Here is a 19,853-nt window from a genome sequence, read left to right as displayed (position 1 = left end):
CCGTCAGAAGAACTGTCTTATCAAACTCACTATGGCAGGAGGGACGGGGCGTCTTCGCTCCGTATGGATGGACGTGAAGCGATACTTCCGTGGGCCGGTCATGTGGATCGTGCTGGCCGTCCTTGCCGTGGTCGTGTTGATGCAGGTCGTCGGCTCGTCCGGTGGCTACAAGACGGTGGACACCGGCCAGGTGATCCAGGCGATCAATGACAACAAGGTCGAACAGGCCAAGCTGACCACCGGCGACGAGTCGACCATCAAGGTCCAGCTCAAGGACGGCGAAAAGGTCGAAGGCAGCTCGAAGATCCAGGCGAGCTACATCGGCGACCAGGGCGTGACCATCGCCGGCACGCTGCAGACCAAGTACCAGGACAAGCAGATCCCGGACGGTTACACCGTCTCGCCGACGAAGCAGAACGCCTTCGTCGGGATCCTGCTCTCCCTGCTCCCCTTCGTCCTCATCGTGGTCGTCTTCCTGTTCCTGATGAATCAGATGCAGGGCGGCGGCTCCCGAGTCATGCAGTTCGGGAAGTCCAAGGCGAAGCTCATCACCAAGGACACTCCGAAGACGACGTTCTCGGACGTCGCAGGCTCGGACGAGGCCGTCGAGGAGCTCCACGAGATCAAGGAGTTCCTGCAGGAACCGGCGAAGTTCCAGGCTGTCGGGGCGAAAATCCCCAAGGGCGTACTGCTGTACGGCCCTCCCGGCACCGGCAAGACCCTGCTCGCGCGTGCTGTCGCGGGCGAGGCCGGCGTGCCGTTCTACTCGATCTCCGGTTCCGACTTCGTCGAGATGTTCGTCGGTGTCGGTGCCTCCCGAGTGCGTGACCTGTTCGAGCAGGCCAAGGCGAACGCTCCGGCGATCGTCTTCGTCGACGAGATCGACGCGGTCGGCCGCCATCGCGGCGCCGGCCTCGGCGGTGGTCACGACGAGCGCGAGCAGACGCTGAACCAGCTGCTCGTCGAGATGGACGGTTTCGACGTCAAGGGCGGTGTGATTCTCATCGCCGCGACGAACCGGCCGGACATCCTCGACCCGGCTCTTCTGCGGCCCGGCCGTTTCGACCGCCAGATCGCGGTCGACCGTCCGGACATGCAGGGCCGTCTGGAGATCCTCAAGGTTCACCAGAAGGGCAAGCCGGTCGCACCGGACGTCGACCTGTCGGCCGTCGCCCGCCGCACCCCGGGCTTCACCGGCGCGGACCTGTCGAACGTGCTGAACGAAGCGGCGCTCCTGACGGCGCGCAGCGACAAGAAGCTCATCGACAACCACTCGCTGGACGAGGCGATCGACCGCGTCGTGGCGGGCCCGCAGAAGCGGACCCGGATCATGTCGGACAAGGAAAAGAAGATCACCGCGTACCACGAGGGCGGACACGCCCTGGTCGCGGCGGCCTCCCCGAACTCCGACCCGGTCCACAAGATCACGATCCTCTCGAGAGGCCGTGCTCTGGGCTACACGATGGTGCTGCCGGACGAGGACAAGTACTCGACCACGCGCAACGAGATGCTGGACCAGCTGGCTTACATGCTGGGCGGCCGCGCGGCCGAGGAACTGGTCTTCCACGACCCGACCACCGGCGCTGCGAACGACATCGAGAAGGCCACCGCAACGGCCCGCGCGATGGTCACGCAGTACGGCATGACCGAGCGACTCGGCGCCATCAAGTTCGGTGGCGACAACACCGAGCCGTTCCTGGGCCGGGAGATGTCGCACCCGCGTGACTACTCGGAAGAGGTCGCCGCGCTGGTCGACGAAGAGGTCAAGAAGCTGATCGAGACGGCGCACAACGAGGCCTGGGAGATCCTGGTCGAGAACCGCGACGTCCTCGACCAGCTGGTCCTCCAGCTGCTGGAGAAGGAGACGCTGAACAAGGAGCAGATCGCCGAGATCTTCGCTCCCATCGTCAAGCGTCCCCCGCGGCCGGCCTGGACCGGCTCCTCCCGCCGTACGCCGTCCACCCGTCCGCCGGTGCTCTCCCCCAGGGAGCTCGCACTGACGAACGGTGCCAACGGCGCCACGCCGGCGATCTCCACGGCGAAGTCCACCGCGGCGGAGCCCGCCCCGGTGACCGAGCCCGCACCCGAGGAGCGTCCGGAGAGCTGACTCCTCGGACACCTCGGGCCCCCGGTGACCTCACCAGGCCCGGAATGGATGCCGCGCCCCCCAGGTTCTAGCCTGGGGGGCGCGGCATTTTGCATGCCGGCAGTGCGGCGCGCGGCCCACACGCGCGAAAGGCTAAGGAACGAGGCACCAGATGACCGACCCCGTGACGCTGGACGGCGAGGGCTACATCGGCGAGTTCGATGAGAAGCGGGCCGAGAACGCCGTACGTGAACTGCTGATCGCGGTCGGCGAGGATCCGGACCGAGAGGGCCTCAGGGAGACTCCGGCGCGGGTCGCGCGGGCGTACAAGGAGATATTCGCGGGGCTGTGGCAGCGCCCGGAGGACGTGCTGACGACGACGTTCGACATGGGGCACGACGAGATGGTGCTCGTGAAGGACATCGAGGTGTACTCGACGTGTGAGCACCATCTCGTGCCGTTCAGGGGCGTCGCCCACGTCGGTTACATCCCGGCCACCACCGGAAAGATCACCGGTCTGTCCAAGCTGGCCCGCCTGGTGGACGTCTACGCCCGGCGCCCGCAGGTGCAGGAACGACTCACCACGCAGATCGCGGACTCCCTGATGGAGATGCTGGAGCCGCGGGGTGTCATCGTGGTCGTGGAGTGCGAGCACATGTGCATGTCGATGCGGGGCATCCGCAAGCCCGGCGCCAAGACCCTCACCTCGGCCGTGCGCGGGCAGCTGCGGGACGCGGCGACGCGGAACGAGGCCATGAGCCTCATCATGGCCCGCTGAGGGCCACCGGCGTCACGCCGCCGAAGCCGCCCCCGTGCTGTGGTCGTCGTCCTCCGGGAGCCTGCACACGCGCTCCAGGAAGATCGCGGCCGCTATGACGGCGATGCCCGCGAGGACCGAGAAGCCGGCGTAGATGGCCTGGTCCCGGCGGGCCGGGATGTCGAGGGACTCCAGCAGGAAGACGCCGGTGCCGCCGTACATCCCGGAGACGAGAGCGGCGACCAGGGCGCTCGACTGGCCGAAGACGACCGCGCGGGCCGCCATGAGCGGGTCGACGCCCTTGGCCTCGGGGCGGCGCTCACGCTGGGCCTTGAGGCGGGCGCGGATGGAGAGCGCCGTGGACAGCAGGACCGCGGCGATCAGCGTGAGGACGATGGGGGCGGCCAGAGGGACGCTGGGGAGGGTCCCGACCGAGTTCCAGAGGCGGGCGCCCGCCCAGGACAGGATCCCGGCGATGGCGAAGACGCCGGCCAGCAGCCTGATGCGCAGCTCTCTCACGGTGTCCCTTCAGGTCCCCGGCCGTGGTCCCGGACGGTGGTCGTGATGACCCGTCCGGTCCGGCCGTCATGTCCGGCCGCCCCAGGGTCGTCTTGACCTTAACGGCTACTCGGGCAGCCGGAGTTCCAGGTCCTTGCGGGGTTCTACGCCGTGGCGGGTGAGGGTGTCGAGGAGGGCGGCGACCGCACCGCGTCCGGGCAGCTGGGCCTCGGGTTCGACGTCGTGCCAGGGGGCGAGCACGAAGGCGCGTTCGTGGGCGCGCGGGTGGGGGAGGGTCAGGTGCGGGTCGTCGGTGACGACGTCGGCGTACGTGACGATGTCGACGTCGAGGGTGCGCGGGCCCCAGTGCTCGTCCCGCACCCGGTTGAAGGCCTCCTCGACGGCGTGCGCCCGCTCCAGGAGGGAGGACGGGGGCAGGGTGGTCTTCAGGACCACGACCGCGTTGAAGTAGGACGGCTGGCTGCCGGGCTCGACGCCCCACGGCTCCGTCTCGTACACGGGGGAGACGGACTTGACGCGGACGCCGGGGGTGTCCTCCAGGGCGTCGATGGCGCCCTGGAGTGTCTCCAGGCGGTTGCCCAGGTTGGAGCCGAGGGAGATCACGGCTCGTTTCGGGTTGTGCAGGGTGGTGTCGGCGGCGTCGACCTTCTCGACGACGGAGGCGGGTACCGGCTGTACGGTCGGGTCGCTCTGACCTCCGGTGAAGAACGCGGTCATACTCGGCTCCGGGTGATGGTGACGGTCACGTCGTCGAAGGGGACGGTGATCGGTGCGTCCGGTTTGTGGACGGTGACCTCGACCTCCTGGACGCCTTCGTGCTTCAGACAGGCCTGGGTGATGCGCTCGGCGAGCGTCTCGATGAGGTTGACGGGCTCGCCCTCGACGACGGCCACGACCTCCTCCGCCACGATGCCGTAGTGCACGGTCTTCGCCAGGTCGTCGTCGGCGGCGGCCGGCCGGGTGTCCAGACCCAGGACTAGGTCCACGATGAAGGTCTGGCCTTCCTCGCGCTCCTTGGGGAACACGCCGTGGTGCCCGCGGGCCTTGAGGCCGCGCAGCGCGACACGATCCACGCGAATCACTCCTGCAATCGTCGGTGACGGCCGGTTCGTACCGCGTGCGGGCGGTACACCGGCCTCGAACGAATCTACCTGCGAGCACTGACAGGGCCGGGCCACGGGGTCGCGGCCCGGGCCGGGTTCAGGAGGTTTCACCGTGCGTTTCCCCTGGAGAACCCGGCGGCTCACGGGCTGGTAGCCGCCCCTACCCAGGGTCGGCGATTCCAACCACTTCTTGGTCCTTGCGGGCGGTCCCGGGGGCTGGCGGGAGCTCCGGGGGCCGGGGCCGCTGTCCTGCGGGGCCTGTGGGCTTTGTGGCCCCGTGGCCCCCTGTGGCCCTGTAAATCCGCCTACCCGCTCAGGCGGGGGTCTCGTCGCTTTCGTCCTCGTCGTTCTCGGCCAGAACCGGAGAGGCGTGGTGGGACCAGATCTTCCAGCCGTCGGGGGTGCGGCGGAACACGTTCGTGGCGACGACCAGCTGGCCGACGAGCGGGCCGAGCTCCTCGCCGCCCTCGGGGGCCGGACCGCCGCTGAGGATGTTCTCCGTGCAGGTCACCAGGGCGGTGTCGCCGGTGACGGACACGTGCACGTCGGTGAGGAAGAACTGGATGTAGTCCGTGTTCGCCATGATCAGGGCGTACGACCTGAGGACCTCGCCGCGGCCGGTCAGGACGGGCCAGCCGGGATGTACGCAGGAGACCACGCCGACGTCGGCCGGGTCGTGGTATTCCTCGTCGACGCCGAGGTCGGTCGGGGTGAGCCAGAGCGACTCCAGCGCTTCGAAGTCCCCGCGCTCCAGGGCCTCGTAGAAGGCGGTGTTGGCGAGTTCGACCGCTTCGACGTCGGTGTGGGGGGCGCTCACCTGTCTCCTTCTGCGCCGTTGCCCGCGGCGCGTGCGCCTTCCGCGGAGCGCGCGCTCTCCACGGCGCGCGCGACCCGTACCGCGTCGGCCGTCGCGCGCACCTCGTGCACGCGCACCGCCCATGCGCCGGCGTGCGCCGCGAGGGCGGAGACGGCGGCCGTCGCTGCGTCGCGCTCGCGTGCGGGCGGGGGAGCGCCTTGCGGCCCCGCGAGGACGCGGCCGAGGAACCGCTTGCGGGAGGCGGCGACGAGCAGCGGGTGGCCGAGGTCGAGAAGGCGGTCGAGGTGGGCGAGGAGGGTGAGGTCGTGTCCGGCGTCCTTGGAGAAGCCGAGGCCGGGGTCGACGACGATGCGCTCGGGGGAGATGCCGCCCGCCAGAACGGCCTCCACGCGTGCGTGCAGTTCGTCGACGACTTCGGCGACCACGTCGTCGTACACGCCCTTGACGTTGCCGCCCTCCAGGAAGCCGCGCCAGTGCATGACGACGAAGGGGGCGCCCGCGGCGGCCACCGCAGGGACCATCGCGGGGTCGGCGAGGCCGCCGCTGACGTCGTTGACCAGGGCCGCGCCGGCCGCCAGGGCCCGTTCGGCGACGGAGGCGCGCATGGTGTCGACGGAGACGGTCACGCCCTCCGAGGTGAGGCCGCGGACGACCGGGACGACCCGCTTGAGCTCCTCGGCCTCGTCGACCCGGGTGGCGCCGGGGCGGGTGGACTCGCCGCCCACGTCGACGAGGTCGGCGCCCTCGGTGACCAGGTCGAGACCGTGTTTGACGGCGGCCGTCGTATCGAAGAAGCGGCCACCGTCGGAGAAGGAATCCGGGGTGACGTTCACGACTCCCATGACCGCGCAGCGGCCCCATTCCGGAAGGCCCGCGACCCGCCCACGTCCGCTCTGCTTGCTCATACGTTCAGCGTAGGCCCAGGGGCGGGGCCGTAAGGCCCGAGGCCCGTCTGTCGCGACGGGCGCACACGTGCGGCCCGAGCGGAAGCCTCCGGACCGGAGGAGGGTGCGGGGCTTCCGCTCGGGCCTGTCCTGGTGGCCGCGGTCCGTGCCGGCCGCTCGTCGCCGCGGTCCGTTCCGTCACGCCGCGCGGACGTCCCGTTCCGCGACGGCGTGCGCGCACGCGCGCGGGCCGGGCGGACGGCGGCGGAGAAGGCGTGGCAGGGGGAGGGCCAGGTTGACGAAGCCCTCGGCCTGCATGGCGGCGAATCCGATGCGGGGCAGGTCCCCGGAGGCGCGGTAGACGACGAAGCGGGGCTCCCAGCGGGGCTGGAACTTCGCGTTGAACTTGTACAGGGACTCGATCTGGAACCACCGGGACAGGAAGACCAGCAGGCCACGCCAGGCGCGCAGCACCGGACCCGCGCCGATCTTCTCGCCGCGTGCCAGGGCCGAGCGGAACATCGCGAAGTTCAGGGAGACGCGTTCGATGCCGAGTCTCGGTGCCGCCTGCAGCGCCGCCACGATCAGCAGTTCGTTCATGCCCGGGTCCGCCGAGCGGTCCCGCCGCATCAGGTCCAGGGACGCTCCGTTGGTGCCCCACGGCACGAAGTGGAGGATCGCCTTCAGGTCGCCGTACTGCCCCGGCCGGTCGTCGGCCTTGTGGGCCGTGGCGATGAGGCAGTCGCCGTCCGCCGCGTCGCCGATGCGGCCCAGCGCCATGGAGAAGCCGCGTTCGGTGTCGGTGCCGCGCCAGTCCTCGGCGGCGCGGCGGATGCGGTCCAGCTCGGCGTCGCCGAGGTCACGGACGCGTCGTACCCGGGTCTGGTAACCGGCGCGCTCGATGCGTTTGACCATCTGGCGCACATTGCGCATCGCGCGGCCGGCGAGGGAGAAATCCGCGACGTCCATCACCGCCTCGTCGCCCAGTTCGAGGGCGTCGAGGCCGGTCTCGCGGGTCCAGACCTCGCCGCCGGTCTCGGAGCAGCCCATCACGGCGGGGGTCCAGGAGTGGGCCCGGGCCTCGTCCATGAAGCGCTCGATGGCGCCCGGCCAGGCCTCGACGTCGCCGATCGGGTCGCCGCTGGCGAGCATCACACCGGAGACGACGCGGTAGGTGACGGCCGCCTTGCCGCTGGGCGAGAAGACGACGGCCTTGTCGCGGCGCAGCGCGAAGTGGCCGAGGGAGTCGCGGCCGCCGTGCTTGGCCAGCAGGACGCGCAGGCGGGTCTCGTCCTCCTCGGTGAGGCGGGCGGCCGGGTGCTCGGGCCGCAGGGCGAGGTAGATCGTCGTGACGGCGGTGAGCAGGCCGAGGGCGCCCAGGGACATGGCCACCGTCCAGGACGTGTCGCCCTGGTAGTCGACCGGCCCCTCGAAGCCGAACAGGCCGTACAGGACGTGCGCGATGCGGTCGGCCAGGCTGGGGTCGCCCACCATGCGGTTGGGGTGGACGCTGACGATGACCAGCCCGAGGGCGAGCGAACCGGCGCTCATCAGGACGAAGTTGGCGAGCGCCCGCCACCGGCTGCGTGGGTCGGGCAGGGCGGCGAACTGGTCGCGGTGGCGCAGCAGGGGTGCGAGCAGCGCGAGTGAGATGAGCACGCCCACAAGGGAGTGCCGGTACGTGAACTGCGCCACCGCGCCCGCCGGGAGCAGCACCACGGCCGCCCGCCAGGCCCGGCGCTTGTGGCGCTTGAGTCCGTGGGCGAGCAGCAGCAACAGGACGCCGGCGCTGATCGAGAGCGCGGCGGCGAAGGGTCCGAGCGCACCGGGCAGCACCTCGGCCATCGTGTGCATCCGGCTGTGCCTGAAGCGCGGGAAGACGCCCGCGGCGATGTCCACGAGGCCCACGAGCGCGCACGCTCTGCCGACGAGGGCCGGGACGGCCTCGGGGCGCGGACCACTCAGGACGCGCCGCACCCGGTGTGAACCGGTCGGAACCTCGCCCGACATTTCCTCATCTGTCCTGACAGACATCGCATCCCGTTGTTCTGCGAGAGAGCTTGGATCCGGGCCCGATTCGGGCATCCGGCGACATTGCGCCCTCTAGGACGGTGTCTCAGGGGGCGAGGTTCATTCGACTCGTCCCAAGCCGGTCCAAAGCCCCGGGCAAGTCCCGGGCAAGCCCTCACGAAGGAACCCATGGGTCTCACGAGCAACAAGACGCTGGTGGTGTCGGTGCTCTTCGCGGTGCTGCTGTTCGTCGGCACCGTGTGGCTGTGGCCACGGCTGGCGCGGCGGAACTGGCGGGCCGTCGGCGGGCGCGTGGGCATGCTGTTCGCCACGCAGCTGGCGCTCTTCGTGTCGGTGGGCCTCGCCGCGAACCAGGCCTTCGGTTTCTACGCCTCCTGGGCGGACCTGTTCGGGCGGGAGACGGGCCAGGGCGTGGTCGTCGACCACACCGAGGGCCTCGGGTCCGGCGGTCCTCTCGAGGTGGTCGACACACGGCGGGTGTACGAGACGGGCGGTCTGAGGCCGCAGGCCGGCGGGCAGATCCAGAAGGTCGCCATTGCCGGCCCTGCGACGCGTATTCACACGCCCGCGTACGTGTATCTGCCGCCGGAGTACTTCCAGCCGCGGTACCGCACGCGGACGTTTCCCGCGGCCGTCGTCCTCACCGGATATCCGGGTACGGCTCAGGCGCTGGTGAACAAACTCCACTTTCCGCGCACGGCCTGGAACCTCGCCAGGAACGGGCGTATGCAGCCGATGATCCTGGTGATGCTGCGGCCGACGGTGGCGCCGCCGCGGGACACCGAGTGCGTGGACGTGCCGGGAGGCCCGCAGACCGAGTCGTTCTTCGCCAGGGATCTGCCCGACGCCGTACGGGCCCACTACAGGGTCGGCGAAAAGCCGGGCAGCTGGGGGATCATCGGCGACTCCACGGGCGGCTACTGCGCGCTGAAGCTCGCGATGCACCACCCCGAGGTGTACGCCGCCGGGGCGGGACTGTCGCCGTACTACGACGCGCCGAGCGACCCGACCACGGGCGACCTCTTCCACGGCGACAAGGCACTGCGCGACCGCGCGAACCTGTTCTGGTACCTCGAGCACATGCCCGCACCGGACACTTCACTGCTCGTCACCAGCAGCAAGGTCGGTGAGGCGAACTACAAGGACACGCTGAAGTTCATCGAGCGGGTGAAGGACACCGGGCGGACGCGGATCTCCTCGATCATCCTCGAAAGCGGCGGCCACAACTTCAACACCTGGCGGCGGGAGATACCGGCGACGATGCAGTGGATCAGCGGACGGTTGGACGACCACTGAAAATGATCTTGCGGTTCTCGGCGGCCTTGTCGTCCCCGTCTTGCCAATCCTGCCGAATTCGGTGACCGATCTGATTCCTGATGACGTGTGAAGGCATCGGGATGGCTGTGTTTTTACGGGCTGGGGCACCATCATTCGCCTACGCGCGGTAAGTTTCTGGCCATGCCACGTGGACGTCACCGCCATTCCCCGCCCTTGCACAGGATGCTGCCCCCGTCGGCGATCGCAGGCGTCTCACTCGTCTGTGCGCTCGGCCCCTGGGTGTTCACGGAGCAGATGGTGCTCCGTGGTCTGGCCGCGGCCGCCGCGGCGACGGCGGTCGTCGGTGCGGTCGTCATGCGTCACTGGGACACGCAGGCGGGCAAACAGGTCGCCGACCTCACGCGCGCGCGTGCGAGCGACGAGTGGCGCTTCGAGGAGCGGGTCGCCGAACTGGAGACCGACCTCGACGAGTCGCGCGAACTGCGCGTCAAGCTGGAGCAGCGGCTGCGGGCCAAGCGCGCGGAACTCGCGGGGCTGCGCAACGAACACGCGGCCCTGCTGCGGCGGTACGCCACGGCGGAGACCGAGCGTGCGAGCGCCCTGGAGGGCCGCCGCCTGCTGGAGATAGAGGCGTCCGGTCCGACCACCCGAGAGCTGTTGCCGGCGCAGGCCGCGCCCGTGGCCGAGGCCGACGCGGGGGGCGTGGCTGCCCCAGCCGGCCAGGAGATGGACGAGGCCGCCGAAACCGTACCCGCGGCGGAAGGCGAGCCCGAGGCTCCGGCGATCTTCACTCCTGAGGGTTCCCGGCTGTTCCTGCGGGCGAAGGGGGCGCTGGCGCGCCTCGCCGACGCCGACGCCGACGCCGCCGACGGCGCGGCGGTCAAGGACGAGCGCGAGGACGAGGACGAGGACGAGCTGAAGGGCGACCTCGAGGACGCGACCAAGGGCGAGTCGAAGGGCGATCCCAAGGACGCGCCGAAGAGCGGGCGCAAGGGCGTGACCAAGGCCGCCCCCAAGGACTCCGTGAACGACGAGCAGGTGAAGGTGGGTTCGGCCGGGGAGACGGTGGCCGAGGCGGCCGGCGGCGCCGAGGCGGAGGCCGCGCAGGAGGACGAGGTGCGGGGGAAGCCCGTGGCGGCCGACGAGCATGAGCGCGCGGCCGCCACCACCACGGCGAGGACCGCCCAGCCGGGCCGGCAGCCCTCCGGACACTTCGTCGCGCCGACCGCGGTGGCGGTCGCACCGGCGACGCCCGCGCGGCGCCCGCTGGTGGAGGGCGGCTTCGACTTCTTCGGTATGCAGAAGGGCGCGGCCCCGGCGGCGCTGGCCGCCGTCCAGAACGAGGACCTCGCCGACGTCGTCGGCCAGGAGGCGCTCGCTCTCCACAAGGCCGAGTCCGAGGCGGAGTTCAAGCCGGCGGACGAGGAGTCCCGTGGCGTCGGCCAGGTCATCGACCTGACCGCACACGACGAGACGGAGCAGATCGACGTACAGGGGCTGCGGAGCGCGGTCTCGTAACGTCCGTGCGCCGGCAGGGCTCTGCTTTTCAGGACGCCATCCAGCGGTCCGGTTTTCAGGACGCCATCCAGCGGTCCGGTCGCGCGACCTTCCGTCCCGTCCGGGACCGCTCGGCCTGCCCCCGCAGCAGCTCGGCAGCCTCCTGAGCGTCCCTCAGCCGGGCTGTGACCGTCTTGTTGGCCCCCGTGTCCACGTGGACGTCGGCGACGCGCCACAGGCGCTGCCAGGGCCCCTGCGCGAGCCGTACGCTCTGCACCTTCGCGTGCGGGACGAGCGACAGACTCCGCCGCAGCAGGCCGCGCCGGGCCGCGAACACCGCGTCGGTGACGACGAGTCCGTAGCCGCGCCACCACCATGGCACGCACCGCGCGGCCCGCCGCGGCGGACGGGACAGCGCCGACACGGGCGGCACGGTCACGCCGGGCAGCACGCGCGCGACGACCGACTCGGCGACCTCCCGCGGAGCGACCGGCACCAGCACGGAGTTGGACGAGCCGGCCACGTCCAGCTCCACCCGCACCCAGCCGCGCCGCCGCCACAGCAACGGCTCCACGATCCGTACGGTCTGCACGCGCCCGGGAGGCACCGTCTCGTGCGTACGGTCCAGCAGCCCGTGGTCGATCCGCAGCCCGTCCGGCGACTCGCCCACCGTCCAGTCGTACTCGGCGACGAACCGCCCCACACTGCTCGCGCCCGCCGCGCCCAGCAGCGGCAGCGCGGTCGCGAGAACCGTCCACACGCTGTGGGTGGCCAGCCACAGCACCGTCGGTACGACGATCGCGGCGACCAGCGTGCCCCAGGTCGCGCCGGTCAGGACCAGGGAGACGGCGAGGACGCCCGGCGGCACGCGCAACAGCTCGCGGGAGGGCGCCTCGCCGACCTCGTGTGCCGTCTCGGGCGCGAAGCCGGCGGCGCGGGCGAGGAGTTCCGCGCGCAGGGCCCGCGCCTCGCCCTCGCCCAGGAAGGCGAGTTCGTCCTTCTTGTCCGCGCCCACGACGTCGAGTTTGAGTTTCGCGACCCCCGCCACCCGGGCGAGCAGCGGCTGGGTGACGTCGACGGCCTGGATGCGTTCGAGCCGGATGTGCGCGGCGCGCCGGAACAGCAGGCCGGTACGGATGCGCAGTTCGGTGTCGGTCACCGCGAAGTGAGTGAACCACCAGGTCAGAAAGCCGTAGAGCGCGGCGGCCGGCACGAACACGGCGAGAGAGATCAGCAGCGTGGTCGTGGTCAGCCTCGTCAGCTGTTCCTGTGCCTGGCTGGGGTCGTGCACCGCCCACCCGATGATCACGGCGATCGGCGCCCAGGCCCGCCTGAGCGGCGTCACCGGGTGCAGCCGCCGCTCGGTGACCGGCGGCTTCTCGGGTATGGCCTCACCCACGCCCGGCGCCGTCACAGGCCCGCCGATCGGGCCTCGCCGAGTTCGGTGAGCCGGTCGCGCAGCCGTTCCGCCTCGTCCGGGGCGAGGCCCGGGATGGTCGCGTCGGTCGCCGCGGCCGCGGTGTGCAGCTGCACGCTGGCCAGCCCGAAGTGGCGTTCGACGGGTCCGGAGGTGACCTCGACCAGTTGCATCCGCCCGTACGGCACGACGGTCTCCTCCTGCCAGAGGACGCCCCGGCTGATCAGCAGGTCGTCGGCGCGCTCGGCGTAGCGCCAGGAACGCCAGTTGCGGCCGAGCATCACCCAGCCCCACACCGTCAGGGCCGGCGGCAGCAGCGCGAAGAGGGACCAGACCGGCCCCACGAGCAGGCCGAGCAGCAGTCCGAGCCCCAGAGCCAGCAGCCCCAGCCACACCACCAGCAACATCCGCCGCATCCGCAGCAGCCCCGGTGGGAGCCCGATCCACACCGGCTCGTCCCCCGTGGTCCCCGTGTCCGCCGTGCTCCCCGTCTCCATACGGCCAGCGTACGTAGGAGAGACTGTGTCCATGACTCCTACGACGGAGACCATGGTCGGTATCGGCGGCGCCGCGGAGAGCACCGACATGGTGCTCAACATCGGGCCCCAGCACCCGTCCACCCACGGTGTCCTACGCCTCAGGCTGGTGCTGGACGGCGAGCGGATCCAGCACGCGGAGCCGGTCATCGGCTACATGCACCGCGGCGCGGAGAAGCTGTTCGAGGCGCGCGACTACCGCCAGATCATCATGCTCGCCAACCGCCACGACTGGCTGTCGGCCTTCTCGAACGAGCTGGGTGTCGTCCTCGGGGTGGAGCGCATGCTCGGCATGGAGGTCCCCGAGCGCGCGGTGTGGACGCGCACGCTCCTCGCGGAACTGAACCGGGTGCTGAACCACATGATGTTCCTCGGGTCCTATCCCCTGGAGCTCGGCGGCATCACCCCGGTCTTCTACGCGTTCCGGGAGCGCGAGACGCTCCAGAACGTCATGGAGGAGGTCTCCGGCGGGCGCATGCACTACATGTTCAACCGCGTCGGCGGCCTCAAGGAGGACCTCCCGGCCGGCTGGACCACACGCGCGCGTGCCGCCGTCGCCTCCGTGCGCTCGCGGATGGACGTCTACGACGATCTGGTGCTCGGCAACGAGATCTTCCGGGGGCGCACCCGGGGCGTGGGCGTCCTCGCACCGGAGGCCGTGCACGCCTACGGAGTGAGCGGGCCGATCGCGCGCGCCTCGGGCGTCGACTTCGACCTGCGCCGCGACGAGCCGTACCTGGCCTACGGCGAGCTGCAGGACACCCTGAAGGTGGTGACCCGGAAGGAGGGCGACTGTCTCGCCCGCTTCGAGGTCCTGCTGGAGCAGACGCACAACGCCCTCGACCTCGCGGACGCCTGCCTCGACCGGCTCGCCGGTCTGCCGCCCGGGCCGGTCAACCAGCGGCTCCCCAAGGTCCTCAAGGCGCCCGAGGGCCACACGTACGCGTGGACCGAGAACCCGCTCGGCATCAACGGCTACTACCTCGTCAGCAAGGGCGAGAAGACCCCGTACCGGCTGAAGCTGCGCTCCGCCTCGTACAACAACATCCAGGCACTCGCGGTGCTGCTGCCGGGCACGCTGGTCGCGGACATGGTGGCGATCCTGGGGTCACTGTTCTTCGTGGTCGGCGACATCGACAAGTAGGCCGTCCAGTGGTGCGTCCGGGGTTCCGGCCGGAATGCCCACCGGCTGCAGCAGCCACCCGAAGTCGCCGAGGCCGCCCGTCGCCGTGAGCTCGGCGGCCTCCCCGGCGCTCGCCAGGGCGCGCACGTAGGCCGCGGGCTGGGTGGAGGCGAGCGCGAGCGGGGGGCGTGCGCCGGAGATGTCCAAGGCGCGCAAGGCCTCGCGCTGGGTCAGCACACGCCCACCGGGGAGCGCGCACGCGTCCAGGGCGACGTGCGCCGTGATGTCGCACGACCCGTCCGGCACGGGCGCCGTCTCGCGTCCCTCCCGGAAGCCGGTGAGCGTCCCGAACGGGGGACGCGCGCCCGCGGGGTGCGCATAGTCCACCGCCACCGCGAGCCCTCGGCCGACGGTCGCGACCGCCGCCGCCCACGCCTCGTCCCTGGGCAGGCCGATCTCGGCCCGCAGTCCCTCCTCGGCCGGCAGGGGCCACCAGCGCGCGAGCCACCGCGCCGCAGGACCGGAGACCGGCTCCCCGAGCCGCTCGCGCCCGTCCCGCCGTACGAGCACCTGCCGCGGTACGCCCGCGGAGTCGGCCTCGGCGACGTCCACGGGCACGTTGTCCAGCCACTCGTTGGCGAACAGCAGGCCGGTGATGCCCTTCGGCGGCTCGGCCAGCCACTCGATCCGGTGATCGAGGCCGGCGGGCCGGTCGGCGACCTCGACGGCGTACCCGCGCGCGCGGGAGGCCACGTCGGCGGGCAGCGCGGCCAGCACGCCGGTGACCAGCTCGCCCCGCCCCGCGGCCAGGTCGACGAAGTCCAGCGCCCGGGGCCGCCCCAGCGCCCCGTCGACCCGGCACAGCAGCCGGGCCACGGCCTCGGCGAACAACGGGGAGGCGTGCACGGACGTACGGAAGTGCGCACCCGGGCCCTCGGGCCTGCGGTAGAAACCCTCCGGTCCGTACAGAGCGGCCTCCGTGGCCGCCCGCCAACCGAGCCATTCACCCACCGTCTCCTCGCGCGTCACGCCGTCAGGTTAGGCGTACAGGGGAACGGGGCCTCCACCTTGCGGAGTATGCGCGCGGGACAGGGATCGGTCCTCCGGTTGACCCCTGCACGCATCTCCCTTCCCTACGCTGGGTTACGTGCAACGCCTCTATGACTTCCTCCGCAGGCACCCGACGTGGGTCGACGGCTTCTGGGCCGTCTTCCTGTTCGGGATCTCGGTGGTGGGGGAAACCACCCGTCAGGAGGCGCGGGGCACCGACGCCCCGGCGGTCGTCGTCCCGATCGTTCTCCTGTTGTGCCTGGTCATCGCGCTGCGCCGGCGCATGCCGGAGAACATGCTGCTGCTGGCCATGGCGCTGGGCGTGGCGCAGCTCGTGCTGGACGTGGAGACGACGGCCGCCGACTTCGCCTTCCTGGTGATCGCCTACACCGTGGCCGCGACGGGCGCCCGCTGGGCCTCCCGGCTCGCGCTGGCCGCAGGCCTGTTCGCCGCTCCCCTGGCACAACTGCGCTGGTGGAACGACGACACTGGCACGCTGGGCAACCTCGCGCAGATGATCTTCCTGACGGTGCCGTTCGTGCTGGCCTGGGTGCTGGGCGACTCGATCCGCACCCGCCGCGCCTACTTCGCACAGCTGGAGGAGCGCAACGCGCGCCTGGAGAAGGAGCGCGAGGCCCAGGCCAAGGTCGCGGTCGCCGCCGAGCGCGCCCGGATCGCGCGCGAACTGCACGACGTGGTCGCGCACAACGTGTCGGTGATGGTGGTGCAGGCCGACGGCGCCGCCTACGTCCTCGACGCCGCCCCCGACCAGGCCAAGAAGGCCCTGGAGACGATCTCCTCCACCGGCCGCCAGGCCCTCGCCGAGATGCGCCGCCTGCTGGGCGTGCTGCGCACCGGCGAGCACCAGGAGGGCGGCGAGTACGTTCCGCAGCCCGACGTCGAGCAGATCGACGAGCTCGTCGAGCAGTGCCGGGGCTCCGGCCTGCCCGTCGACTTCAAGATCGAGGGCACCCCGCGGCCGCTGCCCAGCGGCGTCGAACTCACCGCCTACCGCATCGTGCAGGAAGCGCTCACCAACACCCGCAAGCACGGCGGGCCGAACGCGGGTGCGAGCGTCCGCCTGGTCTATTTCGACGACGGGCTCGGTCTGCTCGTCGAGGACGACGGCAAGGGCGCCCCGCACGAGCTGTACGAGGAGGGCGGGGCCGATGGTGCCGGTCACGGCCTGATCGGCATGCGTGAGCGGGTCGGCATGGTCGGCGGCACCCTGGACGCGGGCCCGCGTCCCGGCGGAGGATTCCGCATCAGTGCCCTGCTCCCGCTCAAACCGGCGCACTGACACCGACGCACGTCTTTCGTTGACACCTGTAACGACCCAGCAAAAAGAGAGGCCCCGATGACGATCCGCGTGATGCTCGTCGACGACCAGGTGCTGCTGCGCACCGGGTTCCGGATGGTGCTCGCCGCCCAGCCGGACATGGAGGTCGTCGCGGAGGCGGGCGACGGCGTCGAGGCCCTCCAGGTGCTGCGCGCGAGCGCCGTCGACGTCGTGCTGATGGACGTGCGCATGCCGAAGCTGGACGGGGTGGAGACCACCCGCCGCATCTGCATGGAGTCCGACCCCCCGAAGGTACTGATCCTGACCACCTTCGACCTGGACGAGTACGCCTTCTCCGGGCTGAAGGCCGGTGCCTCCGGCTTCATGCTCAAGGACGTGCCGCCCGGCGAACTGCTGGCCGCCATCCGCGCGGTGCACAGCGGTGACGCCGTGGTGGCGCCCTCGACCACGCGCCGCCTGCTCGACCGCTTCGCGCCCATGCTCCCCAGCGCCGGCAAGGAACCCCAGTTCAAGGAGCTGGAGCGGCTCACCGACCGTGAGCGCGAGGTCATGGTGCTGGTCGCCCAGGGTCTGTCCAACGGCGAGATCGCGGCCCGGCTGGTGCTGTCCGAGGCGACCGTGAAGACCCATGTGGGCCGCATCCTGACCAAGCTGGGGCTGCGGGACCGGGTGCAGGTGGTGGTCCTGGCGTACGAGACGGGGCTGGTCCGGGCGGGCGGACTCGGCTGAGGCGGCTTTCTGCCGCTAGCGGAGTACGCCCTCCAGGAAGTCGCTGCCCAGCCGGGCCACCACCGTGACGTCCAGCTGGTGCAGGACGTACCGGCCGCGGCGGCGGGTGGTGACCAGGCCCGCCTTCTTCAGCACGCTCAGGTGCCGGGATATCTCGGGCGCGGTCATGCCGTGCACCAGGGTCAGCTCGCCGGTCGTGAACGCGCTGCGGGCCAGGCTGCGGCACAGCCGCATCCGCACCGGGTGGGACAGGGCGGCCATCCGAAGCGTCAACTGCTCGACCGAGGGCGGGGCGGCGAGTGCCGGCGAGCCGACCGGGTAGTGCAGCACCGGCTGCCAGTCGTGCCGGTGCAGGACCATCAGGTGGGGCCGGCCGAGGCTGGTCGGGACGAGCAGCAGACCGCCGTCCTTCGTGGCCGTATGGCCGTCGCCGAGCTTGTCGACGGTGATGCGCGCGGCCGACTCGTCGAGCGCCACCGCCGGGGACACCGAGGCCAGTGCCTCGGCCAGGCCCCTGCGCCGCAGGAGGTCCGTCTTGTGCCGCGCGTCCGCCGCCAGTTGGTGGCGCAGCCGGGACCAGGTCTCCGCGAAGAACGCCTCGTCGCAGTCCTCCAGGAACTGCCGCAGCCAGGCCCGGATCCGCGGCGGGTCGGCCAGCAGCCGTTCACTGAACCGCACCTGCTGCGGCCCGCGTGCTGCGGCCAGCTCCAGCGCCCGCCGGCGCAGCTCGGGGTCGGCGAGCACGGCGGGCCCGCTCGAGGTGTAGGGCAGGGCGCAGGTGAACTCCAGGGCCGCGTCCACGAACTGTTCGTCCGTCAGCTTGTCCAGCAGGGACAGTTCCTCGGCGAGGGTCGCACCGGGCAGCGCGGCCCGGCCCGGGATGCCCGCGCACGGCAGGAAGAGGTCCGAGAACGTCGTGCGCCACAGGAAGTCCGCCTCGCACATCCGGTCGGCCAGATGCGGGTCGAGCCCCGCGGTCACGCTCGTCACCCAGCCCTGCAGGCCCGGATGGTGCCCCGGCTCGGACAGCGCGTGCAGCGCCATGCCGAGCTCGGCCAGGGGCGAGGTCACGACGGCGACCCGCTCCGGCCGCAGCCCCGCGACGTCGATGCTCACGCTCATGCCCTCATGGTGCACCCCGCCACTGACAACGCCGCCCTCGATTGACGGCGGCCGTCAATCGACGCGACGTCGCCGCCGCAGGGGGCGCAGCCTGGGATCACCGGGGCGGCCGCGAAGCCCGTCCCCGTCCCTGGAAAGCGTCCCGAGAAGGCGATCCGCCATGAGCATCACGCAGCAGTACCTCCTCGACACCTACCGGGCCCAGCGCCTCGGTGAGCCCGCGCCGCCCGCGCCCGGCGCGCACGACCGGCAGGCCGTGCGCGAGCTGCGCGCTGACGCCCGGTTCCGTGCGGTCATCGCCGAGCGCCCGGCCCGCGGGCGGGTCCGTCAGGCCCTGGGCCGGTGGCTGCGGCCGGGCCCGCGTTCCGCTTGCTGACCGCCTGGGCTGTTGCCGCCGCTGCACCGGCCACCTCGGTCACGCGCGCGACGAAGTCCGCGACCGCTGCCTTCACGTCGTCGGCCGTCCACCCGAGGCCGTCGGCGCGCACGGTCACCTCGGTGGTGCCCAGGCCGGGTCCGCCCCGGCCCCAGGGGACGCCGAAGAGCAGTGTCTTCGTCTCCTCGGCCTGCCGGACGGCCGCCTCGGCGAGGACGTCCGGGTCGTACGGCAGCCAGACCTGGAACTCGTGGGTGTGCGGCTGTTCGGGAAAGACACGCGCCCACGAAACGCCGGACTCGGCGAAGCCCTCGCGCAGCGCGGCGGCGACCACGCGCGCGTGGGCCACGTACTGCGGCAGCCGGGGCAGCTCGCGTTCCAGGCCCACCAGCGCCGACAGCACTGTGGGGAACTGCTGGAAGATCATGCCGCCGTACCGGTGCCGCCAGGTCTTCGCCTCCTCCACGAGGGCCCCGGGGCCGGCCAGGGCCGCGCCGCCGAAGCCGTCGAGGGACTTGTAGAACGACACGTAGACGCTGTCCGCCAGCGCCGCTATCTCGTCCAGGGGGCGACCGAAGTGGACGGTGGACTCCCACAGGCGGGCGCCGTCGAAGTGCACCACCGCGTCGCGCTCGCGCGCCGCCTCCACGACCTCCGTCAGCTCCTCCCAGGAGGGCAGCACGAAACCGGCGTCCCTGAGGGGCAGTTCCAGCATCAGCGCCCCGAAGGGCTCCTCGAAGCCGCGCACCTCCTCGGCCGTCGGCAGCCGGGGCTCGCTCGTCAGGCGGACCGGGCGCAGCCCGGCGACCTCGCTGAGCGCGCCTCGTTCGTGCACCTCGGGATGGGCCAACGCGTGCAGCGCCACGGTGGGGTTGCCGGTACGGCCCGCCCAGCAGCGCAGGGCGATCTGCTGGGCCATGGTGCCGGTCGGGAAGAACGCGGCCGCCTCCGTGCCCAGCAGCGCGGCGACCCGGTCCTCGAGGGCCTCCACGATCCGGTTGCCGTACATGTCGCCGGGCTCGTCGAGGTCGTACACCTGGGGTGCCGCCTCCTGCAGCCATGCGAGCCGTTCGCGCAGGGTGCCGCGGAAGCCCGCTCGGGACAGGACGCGCTCCGCCCCCAGGCAGGCGGCCGCCCGCCGCTCCCGCAGCCGCTCCGGCGCCGACTGTTCCCCGTCCGGTTCCACCGTGTCCGTCATGCTCCGGATCATGCCGTGCGCCGGTCTGCG

General features: G+C 71.5%; 19 protein-coding genes. 8 read left to right on the top strand and 11 right to left on the bottom strand.

Features of this window, described 5'->3' with window-relative positions; translation table 11 throughout:
• Positions 1-67 precede the first annotated feature (67 nt).
• Together ftsH and folE are read left to right on the top strand one after the other, a co-directional pair.
• A complete protein-coding gene (gene ftsH, locus ACZ5XS_RS12120) occupies positions 68-2,107 on the top strand; it encodes an ATP-dependent zinc metalloprotease FtsH (protein WP_217235000.1) in 2,040 nt (679 codons plus the stop codon).
• 151 nt (positions 2,108-2,258) lie between these two features.
• On the top strand, positions 2,259-2,864 hold the full coding sequence (gene folE / locus ACZ5XS_RS12115; protein ID WP_468650300.1) for a GTP cyclohydrolase I FolE: 606 nt from the start codon (positions 2,259-2,261) through the stop codon (positions 2,862-2,864).
• 12 nt (positions 2,865-2,876) lie between these two features.
• Here the strand turns inward: folE and ACZ5XS_RS12110 are convergent, their stop codons facing one another.
• From ACZ5XS_RS12110 to ACZ5XS_RS12085, 6 genes are all read right to left on the bottom strand, one after another.
• Positions 2,877-3,362 carry a DUF3180 domain-containing protein gene (locus ACZ5XS_RS12110; protein WP_468650298.1) on the bottom strand — a complete coding sequence of 162 codons (486 nt, stop codon included), beginning with the start codon at positions 3,360-3,362 and terminating at the stop codon, positions 2,877-2,879.
• 105 nt (positions 3,363-3,467) lie between these two features.
• On the bottom strand, positions 3,468-4,079 hold the full coding sequence (folK, locus tag ACZ5XS_RS12105) for a 2-amino-4-hydroxy-6-hydroxymethyldihydropteridine diphosphokinase (protein ID WP_468650296.1): 612 nt from the start codon (positions 4,077-4,079) through the stop codon (positions 3,468-3,470).
• On the bottom strand, positions 4,076-4,435 hold the full coding sequence (gene folB / locus ACZ5XS_RS12100; protein WP_217235004.1) for a dihydroneopterin aldolase: 360 nt from the start codon (positions 4,433-4,435) through the stop codon (positions 4,076-4,078). Before folB ends, folK begins: the two co-directional genes overlap by 4 nt.
• A gap of 343 nt (positions 4,436-4,778) precedes the next feature.
• Positions 4,779-5,282: a nuclear transport factor 2 family protein gene (locus ACZ5XS_RS12095; RefSeq protein WP_217235005.1), complete on the bottom strand. Its 504-nt coding sequence runs from the start codon at positions 5,280-5,282 to the stop codon at positions 4,779-4,781.
• On the bottom strand, positions 5,279-6,187 hold the full coding sequence (folP, locus tag ACZ5XS_RS12090; RefSeq protein ID WP_468650293.1) for a dihydropteroate synthase: 909 nt from the start codon (positions 6,185-6,187) through the stop codon (positions 5,279-5,281). Before folP ends, ACZ5XS_RS12095 begins: the two co-directional genes overlap by 4 nt.
• 177 nt (positions 6,188-6,364) lie before the next feature.
• Positions 6,365-8,176, bottom strand: coding sequence for a phosphatidylglycerol lysyltransferase domain-containing protein (locus ACZ5XS_RS12085; protein WP_468650291.1), 1,812 nt, complete (start codon positions 8,174-8,176; stop codon positions 6,365-6,367).
• Positions 8,177-8,365: 189 nt separating this feature from the next.
• Here ACZ5XS_RS12085 and ACZ5XS_RS12080 point away from each other — a divergent pair, with 189 nt between their 5' ends.
• A complete protein-coding gene (locus tag ACZ5XS_RS12080; protein ID WP_468650290.1) occupies positions 8,366-9,493 on the top strand; it encodes an alpha/beta hydrolase in 1,128 nt (375 codons plus the stop codon).
• A 162-nt stretch (positions 9,494-9,655) separates the two neighbouring features.
• Positions 9,656-10,993 (top strand): hypothetical protein, encoded by a 1,338-nt coding sequence (locus ACZ5XS_RS12075; RefSeq protein ID WP_468650288.1) that lies wholly within the window; start codon positions 9,656-9,658, stop codon positions 10,991-10,993.
• 55 nt (positions 10,994-11,048) lie between these two features.
• Here the strand turns inward: ACZ5XS_RS12075 and ACZ5XS_RS12070 are convergent, their stop codons facing one another.
• Complete coding sequence (locus ACZ5XS_RS12070) at positions 11,049-12,386, bottom strand: PH domain-containing protein (RefSeq protein WP_468650286.1); 1,338 nt, start codon at positions 12,384-12,386, stop codon at positions 11,049-11,051.
• Positions 12,383-12,886 (bottom strand): PH domain-containing protein, encoded by a 504-nt coding sequence (locus ACZ5XS_RS12065; protein ID WP_468650284.1) that lies wholly within the window; start codon positions 12,884-12,886, stop codon positions 12,383-12,385. The genes ACZ5XS_RS12070 and ACZ5XS_RS12065 overlap by 4 nt, the downstream gene beginning before the upstream one ends.
• A 31-nt stretch (positions 12,887-12,917) precedes the next feature.
• Here ACZ5XS_RS12065 and ACZ5XS_RS12060 point away from each other — a divergent pair, with 31 nt between their 5' ends.
• Positions 12,918-14,069 carry an NADH-quinone oxidoreductase subunit D gene (locus ACZ5XS_RS12060; protein ID WP_468650282.1) on the top strand — a complete coding sequence of 384 codons (1,152 nt, stop codon included), beginning with the start codon at positions 12,918-12,920 and terminating at the stop codon, positions 14,067-14,069.
• Here ACZ5XS_RS12060 and ACZ5XS_RS12055 read toward each other — a convergent pair.
• Positions 14,034-15,077 carry an SAM-dependent methyltransferase gene (locus tag ACZ5XS_RS12055; protein ID WP_468650280.1) on the bottom strand — a complete coding sequence of 348 codons (1,044 nt, stop codon included), beginning with the start codon at positions 15,075-15,077 and terminating at the stop codon, positions 14,034-14,036. The two genes, ACZ5XS_RS12060 and ACZ5XS_RS12055, sit on opposite strands and share 36 nt — an antisense overlap.
• 118 nt (positions 15,078-15,195) lie before the next feature.
• Between ACZ5XS_RS12055 and ACZ5XS_RS12050 the strand changes: the two genes are divergently transcribed.
• Positions 15,196-16,398 (top strand): sensor histidine kinase, encoded by a 1,203-nt coding sequence (locus tag ACZ5XS_RS12050; RefSeq protein ID WP_468650278.1) that lies wholly within the window; start codon positions 15,196-15,198, stop codon positions 16,396-16,398.
• A 57-nt stretch (positions 16,399-16,455) separates the two neighbouring features.
• Positions 16,456-17,127: a response regulator gene (locus ACZ5XS_RS12045; protein ID WP_468650276.1), complete on the top strand. Its 672-nt coding sequence runs from the start codon at positions 16,456-16,458 to the stop codon at positions 17,125-17,127.
• Between the two features lie 15 nt (positions 17,128-17,142).
• On the opposite strand, the gene ACZ5XS_RS12040 is transcribed toward ACZ5XS_RS12045, so the two are convergent.
• On the bottom strand, positions 17,143-18,249 hold the full coding sequence (locus ACZ5XS_RS12040; RefSeq protein ID WP_468650274.1) for a DUF5937 family protein: 1,107 nt from the start codon (positions 18,247-18,249) through the stop codon (positions 17,143-17,145).
• Between the two features lie 160 nt (positions 18,250-18,409).
• Between ACZ5XS_RS12040 and ACZ5XS_RS12035 the strand changes: the two genes are divergently transcribed.
• Positions 18,410-18,625, top strand: a complete 216-nt coding sequence (locus tag ACZ5XS_RS12035; RefSeq protein WP_468650273.1) for a hypothetical protein — start codon at positions 18,410-18,412, stop codon at positions 18,623-18,625.
• Here ACZ5XS_RS12035 and ACZ5XS_RS12030 read toward each other — a convergent pair.
• Positions 18,543-19,823, bottom strand: coding sequence for a threonine aldolase family protein (locus tag ACZ5XS_RS12030; RefSeq protein WP_468650271.1), 1,281 nt, complete (start codon positions 19,821-19,823; stop codon positions 18,543-18,545). The two genes, ACZ5XS_RS12035 and ACZ5XS_RS12030, sit on opposite strands and share 83 nt — an antisense overlap.
• Positions 19,824-19,853 lie beyond the last annotated feature (30 nt).

This window comes from Streptomyces sp. NPDC033131, from assembly GCF_055578365.1.
The sequence above is the reverse complement of the archived record's forward strand: the minus strand, read 5'-3'. Positions and strand labels throughout refer to the sequence as shown.